The sequence below is a fragment of the Alicyclobacillus fastidiosus genome (assembly GCF_026651875.1).
GTDB classification, from domain to species: Bacteria; Bacillota; Bacilli; order Alicyclobacillales; family Alicyclobacillaceae; genus Alicyclobacillus; species Alicyclobacillus fastidiosus.
In genome coordinates this window covers 1330854-1354352 of record NZ_CP104067.1, presented here as the reverse complement: position 1 = coordinate 1354352, position 23499 = coordinate 1330854, and the positions used below count along the sequence as shown (strand labels likewise).

General features: G+C 48.2%; 12 protein-coding genes and 3 pseudogenes. 3 read left to right on the top strand and 12 right to left on the bottom strand.

From position 1 onward, the window contains the following. Positions 1 to 199: 199 nt before the first annotated feature. The gene (locus NZD89_RS06750; protein ID WP_268006975.1) at positions 200 to 1840 is read right to left on the bottom strand and encodes a PucR family transcriptional regulator; all 1641 of its coding nucleotides are present in this window, start codon (positions 1838 to 1840) and stop codon (positions 200 to 202) included. A 205-nt stretch (positions 1841 to 2045) separates the two neighbouring features. Between NZD89_RS06750 and NZD89_RS06745 the strand changes: the two genes are divergently transcribed. Beyond that, entirely contained in the window at positions 2046 to 2966 is a 921-nt protein-coding gene (locus tag NZD89_RS06745; protein WP_268006974.1) for a phosphoribosyltransferase, read from the top strand. Positions 2967 to 3544: 578 nt separating this feature from the next. Here NZD89_RS06745 and NZD89_RS06740 read toward each other — a convergent pair. Continuing rightward, positions 3545 to 5668, bottom strand: a complete 2124-nt coding sequence (locus NZD89_RS06740) for a sugar phosphate nucleotidyltransferase (protein WP_268008412.1) — start codon at positions 5666 to 5668, stop codon at positions 3545 to 3547. On the opposite strand from NZD89_RS06740, the gene NZD89_RS06735 reads away from it, so the two are divergent. After that, positions 5667 to 6831 (top strand): IS3 family transposase gene (locus NZD89_RS06735; protein ID WP_268006973.1). Its coding sequence is split into 2 segments (ribosomal slippage): positions 5667 to 5923 and positions 5922 to 6831, totalling 1167 coding nucleotides; the frame shifts between segments, so codons are not numbered across the junction. The genes NZD89_RS06740 and NZD89_RS06735 overlap by 2 nt on opposite strands. 80 nt (positions 6832 to 6911) lie before the next feature. Here NZD89_RS06735 and NZD89_RS29495 read toward each other — a convergent pair. From NZD89_RS29495 to glgP (NZD89_RS06715), 4 genes and pseudogenes are all read right to left on the bottom strand, one after another. Continuing rightward, positions 6912 to 7028: pseudogene (locus NZD89_RS29495) on the bottom strand (nucleotidyltransferase family protein); the annotation flags it as partial. 145 nt (positions 7029 to 7173) lie between these two features. Then, positions 7174 to 10038 carry a 1,4-alpha-glucan branching protein domain-containing protein gene (locus NZD89_RS06725; protein ID WP_268006971.1) on the bottom strand — a complete coding sequence of 955 codons (2865 nt, stop codon included), beginning with the start codon at positions 10036 to 10038 and terminating at the stop codon, positions 7174 to 7176. Positions 10039 to 10042: 4 nt separating this feature from the next. Then, positions 10043 to 10858 (bottom strand): DUF4912 domain-containing protein, encoded by an 816-nt coding sequence (locus NZD89_RS06720; RefSeq protein ID WP_268006970.1) that lies wholly within the window; start codon positions 10856 to 10858, stop codon positions 10043 to 10045. 260 nt (positions 10859 to 11118) lie between these two features. After that, the gene (glgP, locus tag NZD89_RS06715; protein ID WP_268006969.1) at positions 11119 to 12054 is read right to left on the bottom strand and encodes an alpha-glucan family phosphorylase; all 936 of its coding nucleotides are present in this window, start codon (positions 12052 to 12054) and stop codon (positions 11119 to 11121) included. Positions 12055 to 12246: 192 nt separating this feature from the next. Between glgP (NZD89_RS06715) and NZD89_RS06710 the strand changes: the two genes are divergently transcribed. Beyond that, positions 12247 to 13698 (top strand): transposase, encoded by a 1452-nt coding sequence (locus tag NZD89_RS06710; protein WP_268005159.1) that lies wholly within the window; start codon positions 12247 to 12249, stop codon positions 13696 to 13698. A gap of 1 nt (position 13699) precedes the next feature. Here NZD89_RS06710 and glgP (NZD89_RS06705) read toward each other — a convergent pair whose 3' ends face one another. The 6 genes and pseudogenes from glgP (NZD89_RS06705) to NZD89_RS06685 all read right to left on the bottom strand — a co-directional run. Then, on the bottom strand, positions 13700 to 14971 hold the full coding sequence (gene glgP, locus NZD89_RS06705) for an alpha-glucan family phosphorylase (RefSeq protein ID WP_268006968.1): 1272 nt from the start codon (positions 14969 to 14971) through the stop codon (positions 13700 to 13702). 73 nt (positions 14972 to 15044) lie between these two features. Next, on the bottom strand, positions 15045 to 18140 hold the full coding sequence (locus NZD89_RS06700) for a glucodextranase DOMON-like domain-containing protein (protein WP_268006967.1): 3096 nt from the start codon (positions 18138 to 18140) through the stop codon (positions 15045 to 15047). An 833-nt stretch (positions 18141 to 18973) separates the two neighbouring features. Further along, a pseudogene (locus NZD89_RS06695) lies at positions 18974 to 20316 on the bottom strand (IS1380 family transposase). Positions 20317 to 20675: 359 nt separating this feature from the next. Then, positions 20676 to 21893, bottom strand: coding sequence for an IS110 family RNA-guided transposase (locus tag NZD89_RS06690; RefSeq protein WP_268004975.1), 1218 nt, complete (start codon positions 21891 to 21893; stop codon positions 20676 to 20678). 416 nt (positions 21894 to 22309) lie between these two features. Next, entirely contained in the window at positions 22310 to 22627 is a 318-nt protein-coding gene (locus tag NZD89_RS29490) for a LysR substrate-binding domain-containing protein (protein ID WP_369125237.1), read from the bottom strand. Positions 22628 to 22746: 119 nt separating this feature from the next. Next, positions 22747 to 23499, bottom strand: a pseudogene (locus NZD89_RS06685) (zinc-binding dehydrogenase); the annotation flags it as partial.

The window sequence follows — 23499 nt, the reverse complement described above, 5'->3', positions numbered from 1 at the left end:
ATACACCTCTCCTCATAAAGTTTCTGATCTCACCTCCAATTCTTACATGACAGGAAAGAGCCGTCATTTGTAGAACTAGACGTGTTTTCACTGAATGATTTGTCGAAACACACAAAAAACGTCAGCAGCGATGGGTTACATCACCACTGACTGTAGATGGATTCACAGCGAATCGAAGACCGGAAGTGCGTGTTCAGTATCAGGACATGGCTTGCAGCAGCCTATAGATTTTCAGGCCAAGGTGTAGTTGTAATTGTCCCTCGGCTTCGGATAGACAACATCCCGTAATCTCTTCAACACGCTTCAACCTGTATTTCAAAGTATTCACGTGAATGTACATAGCATCGGCCGTCTCTCCTAGATTGTAGTTGTGTTCAAAGTAGGATTCGAGAGTCTTCATCAAATCGGACTGATGATGAAGATCGTACTCGGATACCTTTGCGAGAGTGTCTCCCACAAATTTCTGCATCTCTATCGAACTGCCGGCTTCTTTCAAAAAACGGTAGACACCTAAGTCGTCATAGAAGATACAGGTGTTTCGTCCAAATACTGTTCTCCCAAGCGTGATGGCCTGTAGGGCCTCGCGATATCCTTGTGCAATCCCCTCTACCCCCGTATACGGGCGGGAAATTCCAACCGTGACTGTAACATCATGTACCTGATTCAACAAACCTGTACGAAACTTCTCGCCAATTTGCCGCGCTTTAGAATCCAAAGTGTCACTATCCCGCTCGTTCGAATACGGATGGAGTACAATAAAAGTGTCACTACGTGAAGTGAAAATACACCCCTGGTGGATATCTTGAGCAATTCGATCAATGATCCGCCCCACGGACTGTTTGAAACCTTGGACTGCCACCTCTTCATAGTGTCGTCGCTTTACTATGTTCTTGAAATGGTCAATATCGACAACGAAGACCAAAAACTGTTGTGACAAATCCCACCTGTAAAGCGCCTCCTTCTCACGTATCTGCGCATCCGGATAGTGGTGCCCCAGCAAGATGTCCAACATGAAATCGTCCCGATACTTCTGCTCCACGTCTAACCTAGTTTTAATTTTCAATATCTCCAGTGCAAACAGAGGCACAACTCGCTCCAACACCATGACGTCCGAAGGCCGGAAAGGCCGTTGCGTTTCCCAACAAGTCAGTAAACCTTGTAGTTCATGATTGAGAATAATGGGAGTCACGACGCAAGTGGTCTCCCGACCCCGCAATACCCGTTTCATCGGAAGGGACCTCCGCGAATCCAACAGTGCTTTCCGCTGACTTGCCGTCAATGGTTTTGCCTCCGTAGGAACTGGCATTGGGAGTACCAATGTCTCGAGCGTGATCTCGTTGCCCATCCAATCCTGAATGGAAGGCAAAATCATCGATGAATCCCGGCCTTCCATCGCCATCTCTGTGATTAGCTTAAAAAACTCCTCAACCTCTGCCTCCGGCTGCGCAGTCGGTTCTTCGAAAATAGAATTCATCAAAGGCGTCATAATGTCTAAATAGGATACCTGTGGATCAATCTCAATCACTGGAAACCCCAGTCGATTAGCCGCATCAAGAATAGACTGCGGTATACCATCTGTGAAATACTGCGTCTTTATCGCTAAACCAGCGCTACCAGCCTGAGAGAGCTGGTCAACTAATTCTCCAATCGCGAGCTCATCATCACGAATCGCGTATAGACTTGTGATGATGAGCTCTCTACCTTTCAGCCATGGGATAACATCAGGCACCTCCATCACCGTGACATATTGAATCTCCGTTTGGATTCCATTCGCACCCGCCACTATCGAACAGCGACTGAGCCCACCGACTTGCATGGCTTCTTGAACCGTGACTCCCATCAAGCTCCTCCTTTCCGCACCGTTACCGTCAAAAAAGGTCTATTTAACCAACCTTATCAGCTTTATATGCATCAGATCAGACATTGCCAAATAGATGGAAACTTCATATAATTAGCTATTAAGCGTGTGATTAGGACCATATAGGCACTACGCTTTCATGCGATTTCGGTGCAAAAGATTTTACCAATGGAGAGGGACCATCTTAATGGACAATCGTAGCATAAAAAGCCAACTTTTGAGTAGATTGATTTATTCCAACGCTATTCGTGTACGTCACAAAGAGAGCGAACTTCCCTTCTGGTACACCTCCGGAAAACCGGGCGCATTTTACATCAATGTTGAGAAAATCGCAGGGGAGAGTGTCTCAGTCAAGCTCGATGAGATCAACGATATCTTGGCATCCGACCAATCGAGGCATGACATGTCGACGGCCATCACGAAATTGATTGTACGTCTTCTTGATTCTGAAGCGGAGTATGCCAAAGCAATGCATCTTCTCACTAATTTTTACACGAGTACAGGTAAGAAGCCGAATGCTATCTCGGGCGGTGAGCGACGGGACTGGTTTTTTTCGATTCCTATAGCGCGTCAATTAGGCGTGCCACACGTATTTCTATTCAAGGACGGCAGTACCTGCACAATAAACAGCGAAGGAACGAGTCCGTCGATGAATCCCGGGACAAACGTGATTCACGTCTCCGACATTGTAAATACAGGATCAAGCTACAAGCGGTACTGGCTGCCCGCCTTGGCACGCATGGACATGCTGTCCCGAGAAACGTATACCGTGGTGATTCGGGGTACCGAAGGGTTGAACTTACTCAAGGAAAACAATGTATCCGTGGTGAGTCCATTGACTATGGACGCGGATGCATTCCATTTCGCTTACGAAATAGGACTAATTAATCGATTCGCACTCGATGATGTTCAATTGTACCTAGAGTCTCCGCGAGAGTGGACGCGACAGTTGCTCAAAACTTCTGAAGAAAAAATTCTACTTCATGCCCAACACTTAGACGATGTGCAGAAGGAACGCCTGTCGATGTTTCTCCGTGATGACCCATACGGATTAGCAGAGGAGTTCCCTCGCTTTTTTAACCATACCGTGGATAGCGTAAGGTCATAACTACCCCAAGTCTAACTGCATAAGAGACAAACCTAATTCGTGTTGAGCGTAATAACCGTTCTGCATTCCCCATCATCGACACTAACTTTTTTGAATTAACTCGTGTACTTATGTACACTCTCTTGGTATCCATAAATAAACAGGTACCGTTAATAACTATAACCTGTTTATTTGTAAGCTTGTTGGCGCTAGGATTTCGTCCTAACTAGCGTTGTAATCAAAAAATATATAGGTAAAAGGAGGTGTCCCAAAAGGTGACACCCCCTATATATCTGCAAAACGCTCAGTTAAGAAGATTAAGTCACAAAACAACGGAAAATCGGCTAAGACATGCAAAAAGGGACTTCGCAGTCGAAACCGCGAAATCCCTTTTATACTATGGTGTCGAGGACGGGACTTGAACCTGTAGGAGTTTCCTCACACGCTACTCAAACGTGCGCAAATAGGTCATTCCGCTGAACGCCTTTTTACGAACAGGGAACCTTGGTGCATCCAGACAGCAGCCGTTCGCAATCATGTGGAACATGGTACGGACGAAAACGTTGATACATTGTTCTGTTTGCGAGAGTTGAGTCATGTCATGCAAAGCCTGCAAGCGCCGAATGCTCAGCGAAGTCTGACTCGGCCATATGACATGTTTGATGAACAAATTCCTGCAAACTCATATCGTGTTTGGCCAGATAATCTAAAAGGAGTGCCAGTGAATAAAGCGCATCGCGATCCGAATAAATTGGAACTTCCATATCTGCCTTCAACCCGTGATCCCTTTGGGAATGAGTAGAACGGTCAGCGAGTGTCGCCAAATTCTTCGAGACATTTGTGTTGACAGCGTGTAAAAAAGCAGTTTCCTCGAAAGAGTTGATAGTTTTGCGCAGTGCGCCAAGTAAACTCTGCCCTTCGCTGGTAACTATGTGGAACGATGTCCCGTTCTCCCGAACATATACACCAACGTCAGCCTTAACTGCTGACACCATATGTCCTAGAGCATCCTCTTGCTCCATCGTCATTACTCCCACACACCCAAGTTGTTGGAGCAATCTCGTAATTATGGGGACACCGATATCACTATCACAGCCGTACACGACTTTTAACTTGCGTTCAAGCAGCGCCTTTCTGTCCACATGGTTAAGTATTGTACTGAAGTATGAACGGGCAAGGTGTTGCATCTGTTGCAATCGTCCCAATTTAGTGGCACCAGGACGAGCATAATCTTCCTGCGCAAATGCACTCTCTATGTTTCTTTCAAATGATTTCGAAATCGGCCGCCCTTGTCGGTCTAGGAAACAGATTACTGTACGTGTCCCGCTACCTCCACGAAGTCCGAAGATATGAACCCCTCCCTCTGCACTTGAGAGCCGACACCCGAAGCTAGCCAGCGGTTTCAGTGTACTTCCCAAGTCTTGCACATGGACACCTGCAGCGAGAAGAGCGGATAAAACGGAATACTTCATTACATTACTATAAGGTTCATCGTCACAACTGAGTGTGACCATGGCACCTCTAGGCAGACAAGACGCATAAGCCGAAATCAGCGTGGTAGTAAACTCCGGGTTTACATCGACGTTCGAGTCACCACTGCGTCGACCATTTTGAAGTAAGGTGGGTGCAGAGGTCTTGCCCCAGATTAGAGAAGAACGGACAATCGTCTCTGATTCAATGTACCTATCCGGCCAAACTTTCACATTGGTATGGATGTCTGTCTTGTCCCCAATTCGGCTGTTGTCACCAATAACGGCATTCTCCTGCAACCGAGCAGCCACACCGAGCTTTACGCCATTACATACTGTTGCTCCCTCAAGTGTTGCGGTAGAACCTATCGAATTGCGATTCCAAAGAACAGATTTCTCAATCTGTGCTCCGAAATGAATGCGATTAAAACGTCCGGTAACGGAGTAAGGTTTCAGCTTAGCGTGTTCAGATATGATGGTGCCCTCACCAATGAAAGCTGGACCTTCGATAGACGCTAGGGGATGTACTTCAGCATTCTCTCCAACCCATACGCCAGGACGTACCCGCTCGCCTTTAATGTTGACGTTTACCAGTCCATCAAGCATGTCAAACTGTGACTGCCGATACTGAACTAGGTTCCCAATGTCCGACCAGTACCCTTCGGCCACGTATCCATAAAGCGGATGATTGTTTTTCATCAACAACGGAAAGAGGTCTTTGCTAAAGTCAAACACCTCACCCGATTGGAAGAAACTAAGCACTTCCGGTTCAAAGACGTAAATTCCCGTATTAACTGTGTCACTGAAAACCTCACTCCAACTGGGTTTCTCAAGAAAACGTGTAATTCTTCCTTCTAAGTCCGTCATGACCACACCGTATTCAACTGGTACTTCAACCCGTGTCATGACCAAAGTACCGATAGCCTGTTTGGCTCGATGAAACTCAATGGCTTGCTGCAAATTAAAATCCGTTAGTGCGTCCCCGCTGATCACCACGAAAGTACCGTCAAGAAACGCTTCCGCATTCTTTACACTACCAGCAGTCCCCAGGGGAACGTCTTCCTCAAAGTAGTGCAGGCGAACACCGTATTCTGACCCATCACCGAAATGGTTCTTAATTACCTGCGGCAAGTACTGAACCGTTACCGCAATCTCGAAAATTCCATGACGTTTAAGTAAATCTGGTGCTAGGTTGTAATAGTGGACACAACGAATCGGGAATGTAAGAATAAGGCGATTCGAGGTGAGCCACATGACACAGAAGTACGACAAGGAATTCAAACTTCATGCAGTGCAATTGGCTTTGGAGAGTGGGAAAACGACGAGCCAAGTAGCTCGGGAGCTAGGCGTATCACAAAAGACGTTGTATGGCTGGATGTCGAAATATAAGGAGGATCCGTCCGCCCCGTTTGTTGGGAGTGGGAACCTCAGGTCAGAAGCTCAGACAATTCGTGACTTAGAGCGAGAGCTACGCGATCTTCGAGAGGAGAATGCAATCCTAAAAAAGCTATGTGCATCTTCACCAACGACCGGAAGTAAGGTATAAATTCATCCACAGACACCGCTCCAAATTTTCGGTTGAGAAGATGTGCAAAGTGTTGGGTGTATCTCGGAGCGGGTATTATGCCTGGCGTGAACGACCTGAGAGTAAGCGAGCCAAACGTCGGAAGCGAATAACGAAGCGGATTCATCAGATATTCGTGAAATCCCGTCGTCTTTATGGCAGTCCTAAAATCACGCAGATCCTGCGCCAGGAAGGCGAGCGTGTGGCGCAGAAGACCGTGGCCAAAATCATGCGAGAGAATCAACTGAGGAGCCGTACCGTTCGCAAGTACAAGGCGACCACGTATTCGAACCACGATTATCCGGTACAGGAGAATGTACTGAATCAAACGTTTGTAGCAGAGCGACCCAACCAGGTGTACATGGCAGACATCACCTACATCCCAACGGACGAAGGATGGGTCTACCTGGCTAGCCTAATGGACCTTTATAGCCGTAAGATTGTGGGCTGGCGTGCGGGAGCACGGATGACGAAAGAGCTGTGCATCAGGGCACTGGAGCAGGCATACGAACGCCAAGACCCAACAGAAACCGTGCTGCATCATTCGGATCGTGGGAGCCAATATGCCTCTCATGACTATCAGGACAAGCTGCGAGAATACAAGATGGTCGGTAGCATGAGTCGCAAAGGTAACTGTTTTGATAATGCGTGCATCGAGTCGTTTCACAGCATTATCAAGCGAGAGCTCGTCTATCTGGAAAAGTTCAAAACGAGGGAACAGGCAATCCGGCGGATCTTCGAATACATCGAGGTCTGGTATAACCGGGAACGAGTTCACTCATCAATCGGTTTTCTAACACCGGTTGAATTCGAAAGAAGATATTTCCACGCTATAAGAGCTGCAGCAAGCTGAACGATAACAGGCATCATATCAGAATATTAAAACTTATAATTTCTCTGTTTTGGGGTGTCCATTCTATTGACTTAATACCAATCAATGATGTATTCCATACACGTCCGATCTAAAAGCGGAACCATAGGTTTCGGCAAATGCCAAGTTAACGGACGTAAGCGTGTACCCTTTCCCCCGGCCATGATGACGGCTTTCATGCGTAATCCCTCCATTTAGTCAATCGTGGTGACGCATTTCAATGGCGTTTTAAACCTAAGAAAATTCAGCCTTTTATCTAGTTGAATGGGGTTTCCTAGAGACTACGAAGTTCCCTAGGAGACCAATCTACGGATATCCGGGTTTCTATTGCGACTCGTCTGCGTCCCCTACTTCCGCCGTTGCTGACAACGTGGCACTTGCTGCTTCCAGCCACCCGTGTACCGTTTCTCGTTCAACTAGCACCCGTTGGTAAATTTTTGTTGTGCCCTTCGCGATGTGATCCCAGTCGTACCGATCTATTTGCGAGATGGCTGTGTTTGCAAGATTCTGAGCCCAATCCGGATTCCCCAAAAGTGCATTCACTTGATTCGTTAGCGAGCGCACGTCTCCGGCATACATCTTTAAACCATTCGTTTCGTGTTGCACGACGTCCGCAAGCCCACCAACGTCAGAAACCACGACCGGAGTACCAGCCGCCATCGCCTCAAGGGCAACAATGCCAAATGGCTCGTAGAGGCTCGGGAACACCGCGACGTCAGCGCTATGTAACAGGCGGTTTCGAGCTTCATCCGAAACAAACCCTGTGAACAGCACCTTGCTTCCCAACCCGAGCTGAGTTGACATGTGACGAAAGTCAGATTCTGCAGGCCCGGCGCCGACAACGATGAACTTCGCCTTCGGGTGTGCGGCAAGGATTGCCGGAGCCGCTTCCAATAAAATGTGAACACCTTTTTCGCGAACCAAGCGACCAACGAAGAGTACGACTTGTTCATCATCATCCGCGTATCCAGCCTTACTAGCCTCCACATCGTGTCGAGGTGTAAGCAACTTTCTGTCAACGCCGTTCGGCAGAACATCCACTTTGTCATGTGGTAATTGGAATATCTGTTCTACCTCTTGGCGCATATAAGTGCTGCATACTATCACGCGCCAAGCCTCGTAGGTGAGTTCCCACTCCTGCTGGTGAATTTTGTGCTGGAGCTCGGTGTGAAGTCCGTCGTTTCGTCCATGCTCAGTAGCGTGTATGGTGGCAATCAAAGGTAGGTTATATAAGTGCTTGATGGTTTGCGCCGCATCTGTCACCAACCAATCATGAGCGTGAACGAGATCGAAGGTGAGACCACTTTTTACGAGCGCGCTGCAGGCATCTACCATCATGAGATTCAATTGGAAGATAAAATGAATAAACTCGCCACCGTCCGGTTTCATTATGTGAACCCTGTGTACGTGCACACCCTCGACGATTTCATTCGCTTCACAACCGTCCACATGCATCGTAAGCACATGAACCTCAACTCCGTTTTTCACTAAGTAACGGGATAAATCGTAGACGTGCCGCGACAGTCCTCCTACGGTCAGAGGTGGGAACTCCCATGACAACATCAGCACGCAGAGTTTATTCTTGGTCTCCTCGTAACGGACAACGGGGTAACTAGATTGATAGCTTTTGTAGTCCAGTTCTGGAAAGACCTTGTCCATTTCCTCGATGCGAGCAAGCCATGTCTCATCCACACTGTTTGTCTTCACCATGTCGTACAGTCGAGTAAACCGATTGATATGGTATTTTGTTCGCTTGACCGCATAGTCCACCATGGTCTGATTGTCCATAATGAAAGCCCAGTCACTGCTTTGTGCAAGCATCAACTCTCTCGCTGCCTGATTGAGTGCTCTGCTCGTCTCCCTATCCACGTTTGTGTGGGTGTTGGCGAGTTCAACCATCCTCTGTTCTGCCGTATGGAGCGCTGGATAAATCCAGTCGTTTTCCCCGCGCAGCCACACGTCCGCATAGCCGCCCCTTCCCCACGAACTCATGGACAACTGGCAAACCTGATAGTCGCGGTAGATATCTAGGTATTCGGAAGGAGTAATGGTCTCTATCGTTTCTTGATCATAGAAAATTTTTCGAAACAGCATATCGAGGAATATAGGACCTTCATACCACCAATGGCCAAACAGTTCAGCATCATAAGGAGCGACGACAATCGGCTGCCTGTCCATTTGAGAAGCGTGGTGCTCCACCTGTTTTTCCCGATTAAACATGAAGTTCCCAGCGTGCTGTGCAGCTTTCTCACGGGCTTTCGCGAAATTGTATGGTTCTTTGTGGTCACTTTTTCCCGTAATACGGTAGTACTTCATTCCTGTGTTTACGCGAATGCCTTCGGGATGGATATACGGTTTTATTACGTCATAATCGAGGTCATACCCAATATCACGATAGTATTCGCGGTAATCAAAATCCCCAGGATATCCTTCCGTCATGCTCCATACCTGTTTAGAGGAGTCTTCATCCCGTGCAAAAGCTGCTATCCCATGCGGTGTAATGATCGGAGACAAGAGTCCGTGTACGGGCGTTGGTTTTGCGGACAGCAAAGCATGAGAATCAACAAAGAAATACTCGATACCATATTCTTTTAAAACTTTGTCAATATCTGGTTTATATCCGCATTCGGGTAGCCAAATGCCCTTCGGCGCTTTGCCAAAGTACACTCTATGATGATGTACTGCGGTAGCAATTTGGGCTCTGATGGCTTCTTCCGTCCACACAAGAGGCAGGAACGCGTGTGTCGCTGCACACGTAATAATTTCAAGTTTGCCGGTATCCTGGATCTTACGGAATGCTGAAAGGATATTTTTCTCGTAGAAAAGATAATAATCGTGAATGGCAAGAAACTTCTCCCGATACGCACAAGCGAGAGAGTAGTACTCAGGCATTTCCTTTGTTCGCACCACTTCCATTTGTGCCAACTCAATCAACCGTGATAGATGCTGCGAGTATCGCTCCTGAAGAAGTTCATCAGACAACATTGCCGCGAGTGTCGGCGAAATCGACATCGTAACGCGAAAATCTACACCGTCTCGAAGTAATCCTTCGTACGTTTGAAGCAGTGGGATATACGTTTCCGTCAATGCCTCAAACAACCAGCGTTCTTCTAAATAAGTTTCACTTTCAGGGTGGCGAACAAACGGTAAATGCGCGTGCAATACAATGGCTAGATACCCTTTTGGCATGATGTCAGTTCCTCCCCGCGCGCACGCTGTAGCCGTCAAATTCCCGCGGGTATGGTCGTCGCACCCCCGCTGCGATTGTGACAGTTTCTTTTGTGTTCAACGCGTCTTCGGCAGCCAAGATTGGGGACTGCTCGACAGAGGTCTTTGCGAGCGGCGCGAACCACACCCCGTCTTGCATCGAACGATTGGATGGCTGCGGCGGTGTCTGCACCACATTCGATCGAAGAATTGTGAAAAAGTCTCCACGCAGGGTAGTTGTTCCGAAGTCCATGACATTACTCCGCTGTGGTTTTATTCCATTTACGTACCAGTTATCTGCATACGGATGCACCTGAATCCTCTCCGTACGGTGTGCATTGAAGCCATCGAAATCGATGTCAGTTATATCGTATAACTGCAGATAGAACGGAAGGTGGTCCCACCCTGTTTCGAAATGCTTGGAAACGAGGCGCCTTTTTTGTTCATCAACTTCCCAGTACGCAAACAGGACCTGTGGTTCTTTAACGAGCAGAACTAGACGACTCACCAGCCACTGTCGATTCCACGATTCGTCAAACAAATGTGTGTCGATGGACGATGGTTCCACTTCATTATTGCAAGTCCCTTGAGTTAAAGAGCTCTCAGCTTCCGAGTCTAGGTTACTCTGATTGGGAGAACTCACTGAGTCCGAACGGAAATTGCCCTGAAACTTACGTAATCGGTACCTGAACTTGGTGACTTCCATTCCTAGCTCTTGCGCAATCACAGTTTGTTTTTCGCCTGCCTTGACTCTTCTCGCAATCTCCATCCACTTGTCTTGTTCTCTGTCGTCTACTTTCATGATTCGCTCCTAGTAACGTATTCAGTCATTCGCACGACGATTGTCGTCTTATTTATGCGCAAGCACTGGAATTTCCTTTGTCCAAAGTTCGCTGTGTTTCGACATGCGTACAACACGACAGAAATGAAAGCAATTTCATTTTTTAATGAAAGCACAATCTTATCCAAATATTCGTGAATGCGGTCGAAAATACACGGAAAGTATCTCGTATAAAACTAGTTTATTTGCAATCTGGTAGGCTATTCGGTGGGCCATTCCGGTCACCCGTTAGGGTCAGCCCACTTGGCCAACTCCAACTCAAACTCAGAAGCAAAATTGATGCTCGAAGGAAACACGCGTACATTCGCATTGGACTGCCGCCACTTCTCCTCCGTACCGTGAAAAAAGCCTCGATAGAGGTACACGCCTTGTCTGACCTTTGCAGCGAAACTCAAACTGCAACGCCATATGCCACCCATTCCATTGGAGCCAACAGCTTCTACGCGGACATCTTGAAACCAGACTGCGCCGAGATAGACTTCAACGAGAACCTCACTGTGTATCATGCCTTCTCCTAGTCCGTATCTATATTCGCTAAACGGTTCCCTACCCTCCCTAAAATCGACAGACAACACTCGAACTGAGGACCAATTCTCGCAAATAAAGTGTTTGAACTCCGCTATCTGTGATGCTAAAGCAAAATGATTCTCAGCCAGGCGCCCTCCTCGTTTGATTGTTGGCTGGTAGATTTGTTCGTCATACTGGCGCAGCATGCGCTGTGAAGAGAACAAGGGGGTAATGGTGCGTATGGACTCCCTCATGCAATCTACCCATCTTCGAGGTACACGACCAAGATCACGAGTGTAGTAGAGTGGAATGATGGCATCCTCGAGGATGTTGTACAACGCTTGGCTGTCTGCTTCATCTCGCTTTTGTGGGCTCACCTCAGATGAGTCAGGAATGGCCCACCCGTTCAGGCTGCTCACCCCCTCATCCCACCAGCCGTCACGAATGCTGCAGTTCATCACACCGTTCAGTCCAGCTTTTTGACCACTTGTTCCGCTTGCCTCCATCGGTTTGAGTGGTGTATTCAGCCAAACATCTACACCCTGAACCAGACTTCGCGCGATATCTAGGTCATAGTCTTCGAGTAGAAAAATTCCCCCGTTAAACGGATCCATTTTCGAGACTTCTGTTATGTGCCGAATCAGGTCCATGACCTATGCAGTTGTTGTATGAATTAGGAATTTCGAAAACAAGAAAAGACTTGACAAATCAAAAACACCGCAATAATCGCCGAGAAGGTACTGGTTACCTACCTCTTAGTGATTCGGGTGTTGTGCGTGGCGAATTTATGCAAACCAAAGTTCAAAGTTTTATCGTCGTTCAGTCAGGTCGGTGGGATACCGTTGCTTTGTACCCTGTGGGAGCGTTTTGACCTCTCTCTGCTACTATCTCAATCCGGCATTTTCAAAGTTCGCGGTGTGGCGACCTGGGTCCTTGCTTTCCTTTACGTGGTCGGATTAATTAACCGTTCTCCCTCGGTGAATGCATTGTCGTCGTTTTATAACCAAGACGGTCTACTGCAACAGACACTCGGCGCGAAGAAGATATCGCAATCCGCACTCAGTCGGTTTCTGACCGGGTTTTCCGGTTGGGATGTATTCAACAATAAGCGTACTGAAAGGCTTCAGGATGACACAGACACTGCACTAACAAATGGCGATGTTCTGGCCTTGGACGACACGCATGCACCACACCCATATGCGAAGAAAATCCCCTTTCTCTATTGGCTTTACGACAGTTCCAGCAAAACCTACACATGGGCCATGAACATCGTCGCATTACACGCTGTTCGCCGAAACGGTGTTGAGTACCCATGGTCCTATTCCATCTGGAAGAAACCAGAATCGGAGACAGCTAAAGAGTCTTCAAAACTAGACTTGGCATGGCGCATGCTTCAGGATGTTCGCAAACAAGTATCGTGTCGATTGTGGGTTGTTATGGACCGTTGGTACTTCAGCAAACCATTCTTGCGTCAGTGCGAGTCTGCCAATTTCGATTGGATCACGAAGGCGAAACGCAATACGAAGCTGTTCCGTCGACTCATTGAACCGGGCACCGGGCGTGAACGATTTGTTCCCATACAGCCCATAGATTTGATTCGTGAAGTCTATCCGCGCTTGAAGATGCAACCCAAGGCGAAAGTTGCTTCTGTAGTCTGTCAGGATATCTACATACAGATGCCGACAGAAAAACGCAATCGTAAAGGACAAATGATCATAAAAATGAAGTACACACCCATTGCTGCAGTGGTTGGCTGGCGGGTTAAGGAGGAGTCTAAGGATACCGAGCGAAGCAGGATCGACACAACCGACGAATCAGACCACGAACCCGCGGCCGACTACAAGGGTGCATATCTGCTGATGAGTAATCGTCACGACGTTCCACAGGAAGTGCTTGGGGCATGGCTACGCCGCTGGAATATTGAAATCCTGTTTCGTACAGCCAAGCAAGAGTTGGGTATGTTGAACTGCCATTCACAAAACGAGAACCACATTCATGCACACCTGACGCTGCTATTCACGGCGGAAACTCTCATTCGGTATCTGCTTTGGGCACAACGAAAAACAGCGGGCAAAGAGGATTGCACCCACGGCCAAGTGATCCGCAATCTAATTTGCATCCGCTGCCACACACGTCGAGTCCATAGTAGAAATAAACCAGACTCGATTACACTCGATCTTGACACAGTCGCAAAGGATTTTGCAAGACTGATTCGTAGACTTTGGCCACCCAATCTAGAAATCGGGTGGTTCTGTCCCTTTTCAACCAACCAATTGTTGGGGACAACTGCATAGGTCATGTCAGGTCTTGACCGGGCCCATCATTTGGGTGGGCCTTCCCGGCAAAGACCAAATACACTGGTTTCTCGCTGCTGCAGAGAATCGCTTCCAAACGGTTCAAATCGCGCAAAATTAAGGTTGCTCGCTTATATGTTGCAAACCTTCGAGCGAATCCAATGAAGAGAGCATCTAGGTCAACAGGCAATTTTAAACGGTCAATCAGTCGTTTTTTTGCGCCTTGATGGGCCGCCCAAAGTTCGCCATCAGGAATGTTATAGATGCCGTTCCAAATACTTTGGTCAGAAACACTTGAAGCCCAATTCGGCACAAGGTATTGGTCATAGAGGGTTTTTAGTTCCGGAGAGAGCCATGTCGTAACGTGAACACCATTTGTTATAGCCTCTACGGCAATATCTGCGGAGGGAATGTGAGGAAACCATTGATGGAACAACTGTTGGGAAACACGTGAGTGGATTTTGCTTACCCCATTGACCTTGGCCGACAAACTGAATGCAAGACGTGTCATGTTAAACCGATTTCCAATTCGACCAAGGTCAAGAACCTCGCTTCTTTCAGCACCAACTTGCCAATAAAAATCACCGAAATATTTATCAATCAGGGGTATTTCAAATGAGTCGTGACCTGCGGCTACTGGTGTGTGTGTGGTAAAAACCGTAGTGGCGCGCACGGCTTCCACTGCAGTTCTAAAATCTAGCCCTGCGGCGGAGTACTCACGCAACCTTTCCAGTGATGCAAAGGCAACGTGCCCTTCATTCAAGTGCCAAAGTGCTGGAGATTCTCCGACCGCTCGCAAACAGCGAACCCCGCCAATGCCGAGAATAATCTCATGACATATCCGTTCTGCGTCACCACCGCCGTACAATCTATCCGTAAGCGCTCTATCTTCAGGTTGATTTTCTATAATATCGGCATCCAACAAGTACACAGGAACACTACCAACCCTTGCGCACCAGACCGCTAGGTGAACATCCCGACCTAAAATTGGAACAGAAATGAGCAGAGGCTGGCCATCCTCGTGTACGACACGTTGGATTGGTAATGTACTTCGATTTAGTACTTGATACACGGCTTGCTGGGTCCCGTCCGGCAAAATACGCTGTTGAAAGTATCCTTTCCGATACAAAATACCTACGGCAACCATGGGAAATTGATCATCACTGGCAGCTTTTACATAGTCTCCTGCGAGCACACCGAGTCCTCCGGAATAAATCGGCAACGCCTCAGAGAGTCCAAATTCAGCCGACAAATAGGCAATCTTCGCAACCATCGCACAATCCCCCTTGGTATCCTGAAGAGAAATATATGCTGAGTTGTTGCTGCCCATATCTGTTATGAGTTTTTCAAATCCGCACCATCGGTAGTTCTACCATACCATCGTCAAGCACCCAGTTGAACAATGCCTCTTTACTGATGTTTTCAGGCACGAGTAGGTCTGCAAACTGGAAGCGCACTGGCATGTCATAAGCACATCCGAAGGCCCATTCATCTGCAGTCGCTCGAACTGGACGAACCGCACCATAACATTCCCCACCAAGTAACACCATGAAGCCCCATCCACGGGCAGGACGACGACCTAACTGAGCGATGGGTACGGTAACCGTAATCGTGTTGCTGTCATAGTTGGGACGTATGGAAACCGGCCCGGCATCGGACCAATCACTGTTGTACATATGAGCTTCGCCACACCAACTTCCCGAGATACGAATCATTTTCTCCCACGCAGCATCGGAACGGAACTGTGCCCCAAATCCCATTGTTTGACACTGGCCCGAACCCGGTATTCCGTCCATATCAAGGTAAATGTCGATCAACTGTTTCGATATACCCGTTGGTGCGCACCACGGATTGTCAAGGTTGCCAAGTTCAATTTGAAAGTAAACATTGTCCTCGTCAGCCAGTACACCAAACGCCCGCATATCGAAATCGCCACTTTTAAACACAGGGTTCAAGGGGTAATCGCATAACCTCGGAGTCCCCCTGTCATCGGTTGGTTTTATAACCTCGAGTACCACTAATGGTCGGTATTCATAACGAATCTCCGTCTCCGTGATGGTTTCTACGCCGTCATAACCCAGTATTCGTAAAACGTGAGTGCCGATGGATTCATAACGTAGGTGAACACTAGCGAAGAAAGAACCATTTGCGTCAGCGGTGGTATGACCCACAACAATGGAACCGGAACATATTACGATGGTATGGAACGGCCCAGCTTGTCCTTTGACCTGAAAATCGTTAGAAGCTATCACGACGGAAGAAGCGGGATACTCAATGAAAAGAGCAGTTGGTTTGCGCGTTTCCTCGGTGAAGTTCTGGGAGAGCGGAGTAGTCATTGAATAGCGACTGCGTACCTCCATTGGCATTTCGACAATACGCCCCTGTTCAATGCACTTAACCAATCGCAAATACTGCGCCATCGCCCATACCAACGGAGTGGCGCAGCCTGTGCCTTTAAACGGACTCAAGTGCTTGTTCCAAACTTCCTCCCTATCCCAAACCTGCTCTGGGATGAGACACCCTTGATTCGCTGACGATGCCACTGTCGACAGAAGATTTTCCACACCATAGACGTTGTTCGGTACTCTAGTACCGGCCATTGCTGAAAGGGCGACTTCGTACTCACCACGCTCCCCAGTCAAAACCGGCCACAAGCGACCTATCCCTGTTCCGTCGTAGGGCAATCCGTCTTCTTGTTCACCGTATCCGTCATGGTTGTAACGGTACCAAAAGGGACCAAAGGGAGTATCGCACTTAATCACCTCATCAATGACGTTCAAGGAAGAAATCACCAGAGGGTCGTCAGGGGATTTCACTCCAAGTCGAACGAGTTCCAAAAAGCCTGCATCGATAATCTCTGACTTTGGATACCATCCTCCACCGTTTTTAACCTCTATCCAAGCTCCGTCATTTGGGTTGCTGGATTCGCTAATTCGAATATAGTAGAGGGTGTCAGACCATTTACCGCTCTGCACGGCAAGCCACTCGTCTAGGCTAGTAAACCACTTGTCTGCAGTCGCTAAATAGACAGCAGCTGAGACAAGGTCCCTCTGCACTGATGCCATCTTTGCCGCAACGACCAAGGCAGCGATTTCGGCGGCAATTGTTGATGGAGACAGCCCCCCATTTTCTTCCCAACGTTCCTGAGGGGTGAACGGGCCATGTTCCACAATGTAATCGGCAGCCGGCTTCACTAGAGACTCATAACGTTCATACGCGCCTAAATAATGCGCAAGCAAGATAGGGAATGCGGCCTCGTCTAGTTGCAAACCGTTCCAATACGGGACGCCGTTCAGCCAAGAGTTTTGGGGAAATGAACCATCCCTCTTCTGTTGGACTTCGTCAAGATAAATCAGTGAACGCATGGCCGTAGCCGTATCTCCAATCGCTGCCAATCCCGTCGCAATGTGGTATAAGTCACGGGCCCAAACTAGATGATACCCTCCTGTCCCTTTTGTTGTTGCGGGAAGATTGTCGCCCCACGGTATACTGAGGGAAGCAACAATGGCCCCTGGGTGCAGTTTGTCCTCATGGGCTTTCACTACCATTGCAGCTGCGTAGTACTGTTTCAGGGGGACCCACGATGGAGGAGAATCCAAAGTGCGTACATAGTTTTGCCAACCGGACTCATACTGTATCATCACATCACGAAACGGGCGACCAAGGGTGCTCTCTGCTGACGTTAAAGCGTCCGCTTCCGTGGAGCCAAAGCCAAGTGCGACGGTAAACGTTATCTCCTTGGATTCGCGGGCCGCCCCCAAATCTAACTGCCCGATGAATGCAACATCCCCCTGTGCCTTGGCGGACACAGTATCCCGAACGTCCCAATGCCCAACCTCATTCACCATTGCTTTTACATATGGAAGCGAGGCCCCTACAGCCAAGGCAGTCGTATCATCGGATGCCAACAGATATTGCCGTCCTCTAGAGAATGCAATATGTGCGGTATCATCGACAGCAGAACCTGTTAGGACTGGGTTCAAATAGAGGTATAGTTCATAGTCTCCTACTGAGCCACGAAGTGCGTGAAAAGATACGTGAAGATATAAGGTGTTGTGTTCGGGGTCGGTTATGTAAGTTTTACTGATTCTATAGTTTCCATTGTTGGCCGTGTTTCGCTGCTGATAGACAAGAGCATCATGTTGAAGGAGTTGAGCATGATGCTCCGTAGCTGATTGCTCATCTACTATAATCGACTCGAGAGGATCGCCGATAAAAAACTGCAACATCTGTAAATTCGCGACATCGACCGTCGGATAATATACCTCTGTTAAAACACCACGACTCAATGTGTACCAAACGTTAGATCGACTTTTTCCCAGACTAGGGTCATAATAAGCCGTTCCGATGCCTTCCTTAGCTCCCGTGGTCCACGTTGAATATCCCTCTTTGTGAATTTGCTTGATCTGCTCCGAAATATTACTTACCCGGCTGGTTTCCATTTTGAATTCACGCCTCTCTCGTTTTTATCACCATCCTTTCCCCAGATTGTGTAACGTAAACTTTCAACCGACTGATACCTAACAGGAACAACCCTTACGCATACGCGCACGCTCCTCTCTAAAACGTGTGCGGTTCAACACGTCAGCCGCGTCACGTCTCGTGAAGTGTGTACACACACGTCTCGTTTCAAAAAGGGTCAAAATTTCACCAACAAATGCAAAACAGCTGAAACCGCGAAATCCCTTTTATAGTATGGTGTCGAGGACGGGACTTGAACCCGTACGAGTTTCCTCACACGCCCCTCAAACGTGCGTATGTGAGCCAAAACCCGAAAGTCCTTGCTGGTATCGGGAAAACACGTACTTCAAACCGCGCTTTTGTCGGTCGATCCGCACACGTCTCCTTGGTTGGTGACCCTAAGTGGCCTACGCGCATTTGTCGCAGACGTGCGTGCTAAGAATAGTGTGCGCCACTTTAGTCTCCTTTAATCTTTGTGGCAAATCGTTCTTAATAAACTGATTCCGCCTATCCCTGTTTGTAGCCCCCCGTTTCAAGAGTATTTCTCCTTACAAAATCAAACACTTAGATCATTACTCTTGATTAATCATTAATAGTTGATTATTAGAGCCAATAAGGAAGACCTGAATCCGTGACGTCTGTAGAGACTGGTCAAGGTAGTTTTGAACATGACTCCAAGCGTCGGCGAGCAGTCAACAGAGTGGTTCATTTTTGCATGTGAAGAGAGGAGTCTGTGAATTTGTCCGCAGGTGAATAACCCCTTCGTTTCAGGGATGCATTCACATGTGGATACATCGGACGCTCTTTCCCTTCTTCATCCAAATGCTTCGTATAGTCGCCTAAACACGGGCAACCACCGGTTACCTCGTCCGAATCGTAGCCGTGTCTGCCTCGCGTGTCTCGTCATTTTCGCCGCAAGCGTGATGAGATTCTGGATCACGGTGCGTATGCGTCGCCTCTCTGCTTTCTTCCGAATCGGTGCATCCTGCTCTCTCAGGCTCTCCTGTCCGATGATGCGCAACAGGTTATATGCCAGTACACCAAAATGCAAGACAAGGTCGTTCGTTGCAAACTTCCCCGAGGGCAACCGTTCCAAATCTAAATCTGTCTTGATCTCGCTATGAAATTGCTCCATCGTTCCATGTGCATGATACAGGTCGATGATCACCTCTGGAGCCTCTGGCAAGCTCGTGACGTAGACGTTTACCTCAATGCTCGGGATGAGTAATGCTTGACCGTCGCTCTGGATCGTGCGTTCAATCACTTCAAACACCATCCGGACCGGTTTTTCTAGTCCCTTCATTGGAGACAGGATGGACCCTCTGTACACCTTCTTCCCTGCACGGGGCTCTGTGTAGGTACCGTGTTGCTCAGCCGTCAGCAACCACGCATTCGGGTTCTCCTTACGTAGGTTCTTCTTCACGATAAAGTCGGCCGAGGTTTCGTCGGCCCTGCATACGACTAAGTTTTCTACGCTGTCATTTCCCGCATCTAAGCGTACGAGTAGGCGCTTGTCCGAAATTCGTTGAGCATAGCGGATACTCTGAGCCAGAAACGCGGCGGTCCCCTTTTTGACAATGTGTACTTCCCGTTCGGAACTCTACGTGAACGGCGTATCCTTCCTGTCCTAAGTAAGCGAAAATCGGCGCGTATCCGTCGCACCCTTTATAGGTACGAGACACGCCCTCCTTCTTGGTTCCTGAGTTGTCAAATGGGGATACATCAATGTCAAGCGGTAGATATTCACGATGCCCATCCCCCAGTACAATGGGTGCAAGGTACACGCCCACCTTGCTCAATAGGTCAGCTGATTCTTCGAGGATAACCGATTGCCAGTCACATTTTTCTTCGGGTGCTACGAGATCCAGGCGTTGGCGTAGTGTTGGACTCGACGGTACATTGGAAATGGTCAGCGCTTCAGGGAAGAACTCGTCCTGACGCAACGGCTCAATGTGGTCAAAGTCGCTCTTCCCCTGACACAAGAGGCCCAGGTAGGCGTAGGCAACATCTCGATTCGAAATTTCCGTATACGCGCGCCCTGGGACAGGGAGGGCTGAGACGTGCGGATAGTTGAGTCTTGCCAAGGAGCAGTCCAACCAGAGCAAGTCCAGAATGGGATGTCAATATTTCATCTGACTCTTCGATCACAAAACGCATGAAGGCACCACCAAGTAGGTGAGGCAGATTCGTCCATCTGATAGCGCCATTTTACTTGATTTCACGCGATTTTTGTCGTCCTCTTGAAAATCCACGTCACGGATTCAGGTATTCCTTAACAGCTCAATATTTGTAAACAACGAGCAAAGACATGGGTAGCCACAGCTTGCAGGCGGAGATGACCAAAAATGCAGTACCTCTCATGGATTTGAGTTCTTATAGATATATCGGAATATATATACAAAATCATGTATTTTTATTGAAACCGAAATTGTAGGCCATATTGTACTAAAGCCCCCTACCGTGAAAATGGCATAAAAAAGCTCCCGTGTTCTCCCTCTTAGACATATCTGGATATTTTAGGAAGTCGGTTGAACTATGACTGTCAAACCGAGTTTCTCCAGAGAATGCAAGTGACGACGGATAACTCGTTCTCGGTTCCGCTCTTCGTGGTACGTTGGCCCAAGGTCCTCGTATTCTGTCTGATTGACCAGCATGTGATAGATGATAATTAACATGTAGTGACCGACTGCCACGGCTGCTCTCTTGGATCCCCGACGCGCAGCGATTCGGTGATACTTAGCGGACAGATAGGTATTCTTTGTTCTGGCGGCGCCACGTGCGGCTTCGATTAACGCTTCTCGTAACCAAGGATCTCCCTTGCGGGTCTTGCCACTTCGTCGTTTACCCGCACTTTCATTGTTGCCTGGACACATTCCTGCCCAGGACGCCAGGTGTTGCGCACTTGGAAACCTGCTCATGTCGGTACCGATCTCCGCCAGTATCAGTTCCGCCGTCCGCTCGCCAATTCCAGGTATCGTCTGGATTCGCCGGAGATCTTCGTCAAAAGGGCGCATCCGCTGCTCAATTTCAGCACTCACTTCCTCGATCAACTCATCAAGGTGATCGATGTGCCGAAGCTGAACAGCAAGCATCATCTGCTGGTGCGGACGAACAACACCGTGCAATGCACGTTTCAGTTCTGCGGTCTTGTTACGGAGGCGTCCCTTCACGATCTCCTTGAGCCGTGATTCATCCATTTGGCCACCAATGAGTTCAGTGAGGATGGCTCGACCCGATACGCCAACCACATCACTTGCCACCGATGCCAATTTGATATTTGCTCCTTCAAGGACTTTCTGGAGGCGGTTGACTTCATTGGCACGTTCCCGGACGAGAGACTTGCGGTACCGGACCAGTTCCCGAAGTTCACGCTGATTTCGGTCAGGGATATAGCTCCCCTTGAGCAGGCCATGACGCAGCAGGTCCGCTATCCATTCAGCGTCCCGAACATCCGTCTTTCGACCCGGAACCTGCTTGATGTGCTGGGCATTGACGACCAACGCCTCGAGATCCCTGTCTTCGAGAAGGTTGAAGATCGGCTTCCAAAAGACGCCCGTACTTTCCATCGCCACATGCGTACATTCGTGACCGAGAATCCACTTTATGAGGGACTCAAGGTCATCCGTCATCGTTCCGAACGTCCGAATCTCCTTTATCTCCGGCGTGATCACACAACCAACGACCTTCTTCTTGTGGACATCCAGTCCGCAGCATCGCTCGTGTACAACCTGCATAATGCTGCCACTCCTCACCCAAAGAAGTACAGCCACGTGGCGACCGATGCGATAGGAATTCTACCGTACGTGCTTCCCGACAGCGGGAGCGACAAATCGTGGTGCTCCAAGTCGCCAACTCCGTCTTATGCACGGACTCGTGGTACCAGGGGGCGACGAGCTCCGTGTGGCTGTCTAGCGACATAGTAGATCACGGATCTACATTTTCATAGATTGTGGTGCCGCCAGGCGGCATGGGGGTCTTATGCGCAATAAGGTCTCTATCGAAAAACCCAATATAAATGGGGTTTTTCTGATAAATTTATTGCTTTAGTTGGCTGGCTCTCAGGAACAGATGCAACTGAAGTTGGTTACGTACTTCGATCGACGAATGAAACAATTGTATACGCCATCAAGTTAACCGTACACGTTTGACATTACAGCATGACAGACAGTTTAGAGACTTGTTCTAGTGGGTAATTTTGGAAGCGGGACGCAGCGTTTGTTCTGAAAATCGATTTCATGAGAATCATTGAAAATGTACGTTCAGCCGGCATTCCTTGTAATTTTAATTCCACGAATGTCCGCCACTGCAACTCTCGATGGACAGCCCACTTAGACAGTAAGGTAAGACCAAGACCGGCGAGGACAGACTCTTTGATCCGCTCTAATCGCAGATTTTTATCGTCCTTTGGGGTTGGTGGCTTTTTGGTCAATGCAGACAATCGTGTGATTGCACCGATGCTCCGTGCCATAGCGGCAGGGTTGCATTGCCCATCTACTCAGGCAGCAGTTTTAGCCATTCCCGGAAGGAATGGATGATCATAATAAAAGAAACCCCCAGTGATGTTTGAAGTCACTGGGGGTTCCTGTATTAATCGTTTGAAATAATCACTTTAATGGCTTGCTCTTTTGCTGCATTAGCAAATACATCATATGCTTTTAACATATCGTTCATTGGAAAATGGTGTGTAATTAATTTTTCTGACTCAATTTTTTGGGCTTGAACCGTTTTAAGCAACATAGGTGTAGTATTTGTACTCACTAGACCTGTGGTAATCTTCACATTACGAATCCATAAGTTTTCGATATGAAGCTCTACGCTTTTTCCATGTACTCCAACGTTTGCAATCGTCCCACCAGGTGTAACAATCTCTTGGCAAATGTTAAATGTAGCAGGAATGCCTACTGCTTCGATCGCAACATCGACACCTTTACCATTCGTTAACTCCATGATTTTCTCAACAGCCTTGCCATCTGCACTGTTAATAGTTTGGGTTGCCCCGAATTCTTTAGATATGCTTAGTCTGTTTTCGTCTAAGTCAACCATGATTATTTCAGCCGGCGAATAAAATTGGGAGGTGAGCAATGCAGATAACCCTACAGGTCCTGCACCAATAATCGCAATGGTATCCCCTGGTTGCACTTGTCCGTTCAATACGCCTATTTCGAATCCAGTTGGTAGAATGTCGCTTAACATAACCATGGACGTTTCATCTACTCCGTCAGGAATCGGGTGCAGACTCGTATCCGCATATGGAATCCGTACATATTCTGCCTGTGTTCCGTCGATCAGATGACCAAGGATCCAACCTCCATCATGACAATGGGCATATAATCCTTTTTT

Coding starts and splice junctions, on each gene's coding strand:
- NZD89_RS06690 (WP_268004975.1), bottom strand. CDS start 21,893: ATGCAGGTTGTACACGAGCGATGCTGCGGACTGGATGTCCACAAGAAG.
- NZD89_RS06750 (WP_268006975.1), bottom strand. CDS start 1,840: ATGGGAGTCACGGTTCAAGAAGCCATGCAAGTCGGTGGGCTCAGTCGC.
- glgP (WP_268006968.1), bottom strand. CDS start 14,971: ATGGTTGCGAAGATTGCCTATTTGTCGGCTGAATTTGGACTCTCTGAG.
- glgP (WP_268006969.1), bottom strand. CDS start 12,054: ATGGACCTGATTCGGCACATAACAGAAGTCTCGAAAATGGATCCGTTT.
- NZD89_RS06745 (WP_268006974.1), top strand. CDS start 2,046: ATGGACAATCGTAGCATAAAAAGCCAACTTTTGAGTAGATTGATTTAT.
- NZD89_RS06740 (WP_268008412.1), bottom strand. CDS start 5,668: ATGTGGCTCACCTCGAATCGCCTTATTCTTACATTCCCGATTCGTTGT.
- NZD89_RS06720 (WP_268006970.1), bottom strand. CDS start 10,858: ATGAAAGTAGACGACAGAGAACAAGACAAGTGGATGGAGATTGCGAGA.
- NZD89_RS06700 (WP_268006967.1), bottom strand. CDS start 18,140: ATGGAAACCAGCCGGGTAAGTAATATTTCGGAGCAGATCAAGCAAATT.
- NZD89_RS06725 (WP_268006971.1), bottom strand. CDS start 10,038: ATGCCAAAAGGGTATCTAGCCATTGTATTGCACGCGCATTTACCGTTT.
- NZD89_RS29490 (WP_369125237.1), bottom strand. CDS start 22,627: ATGGCACGGAGCATCGGTGCAATCACACGATTGTCTGCATTGACCAAA.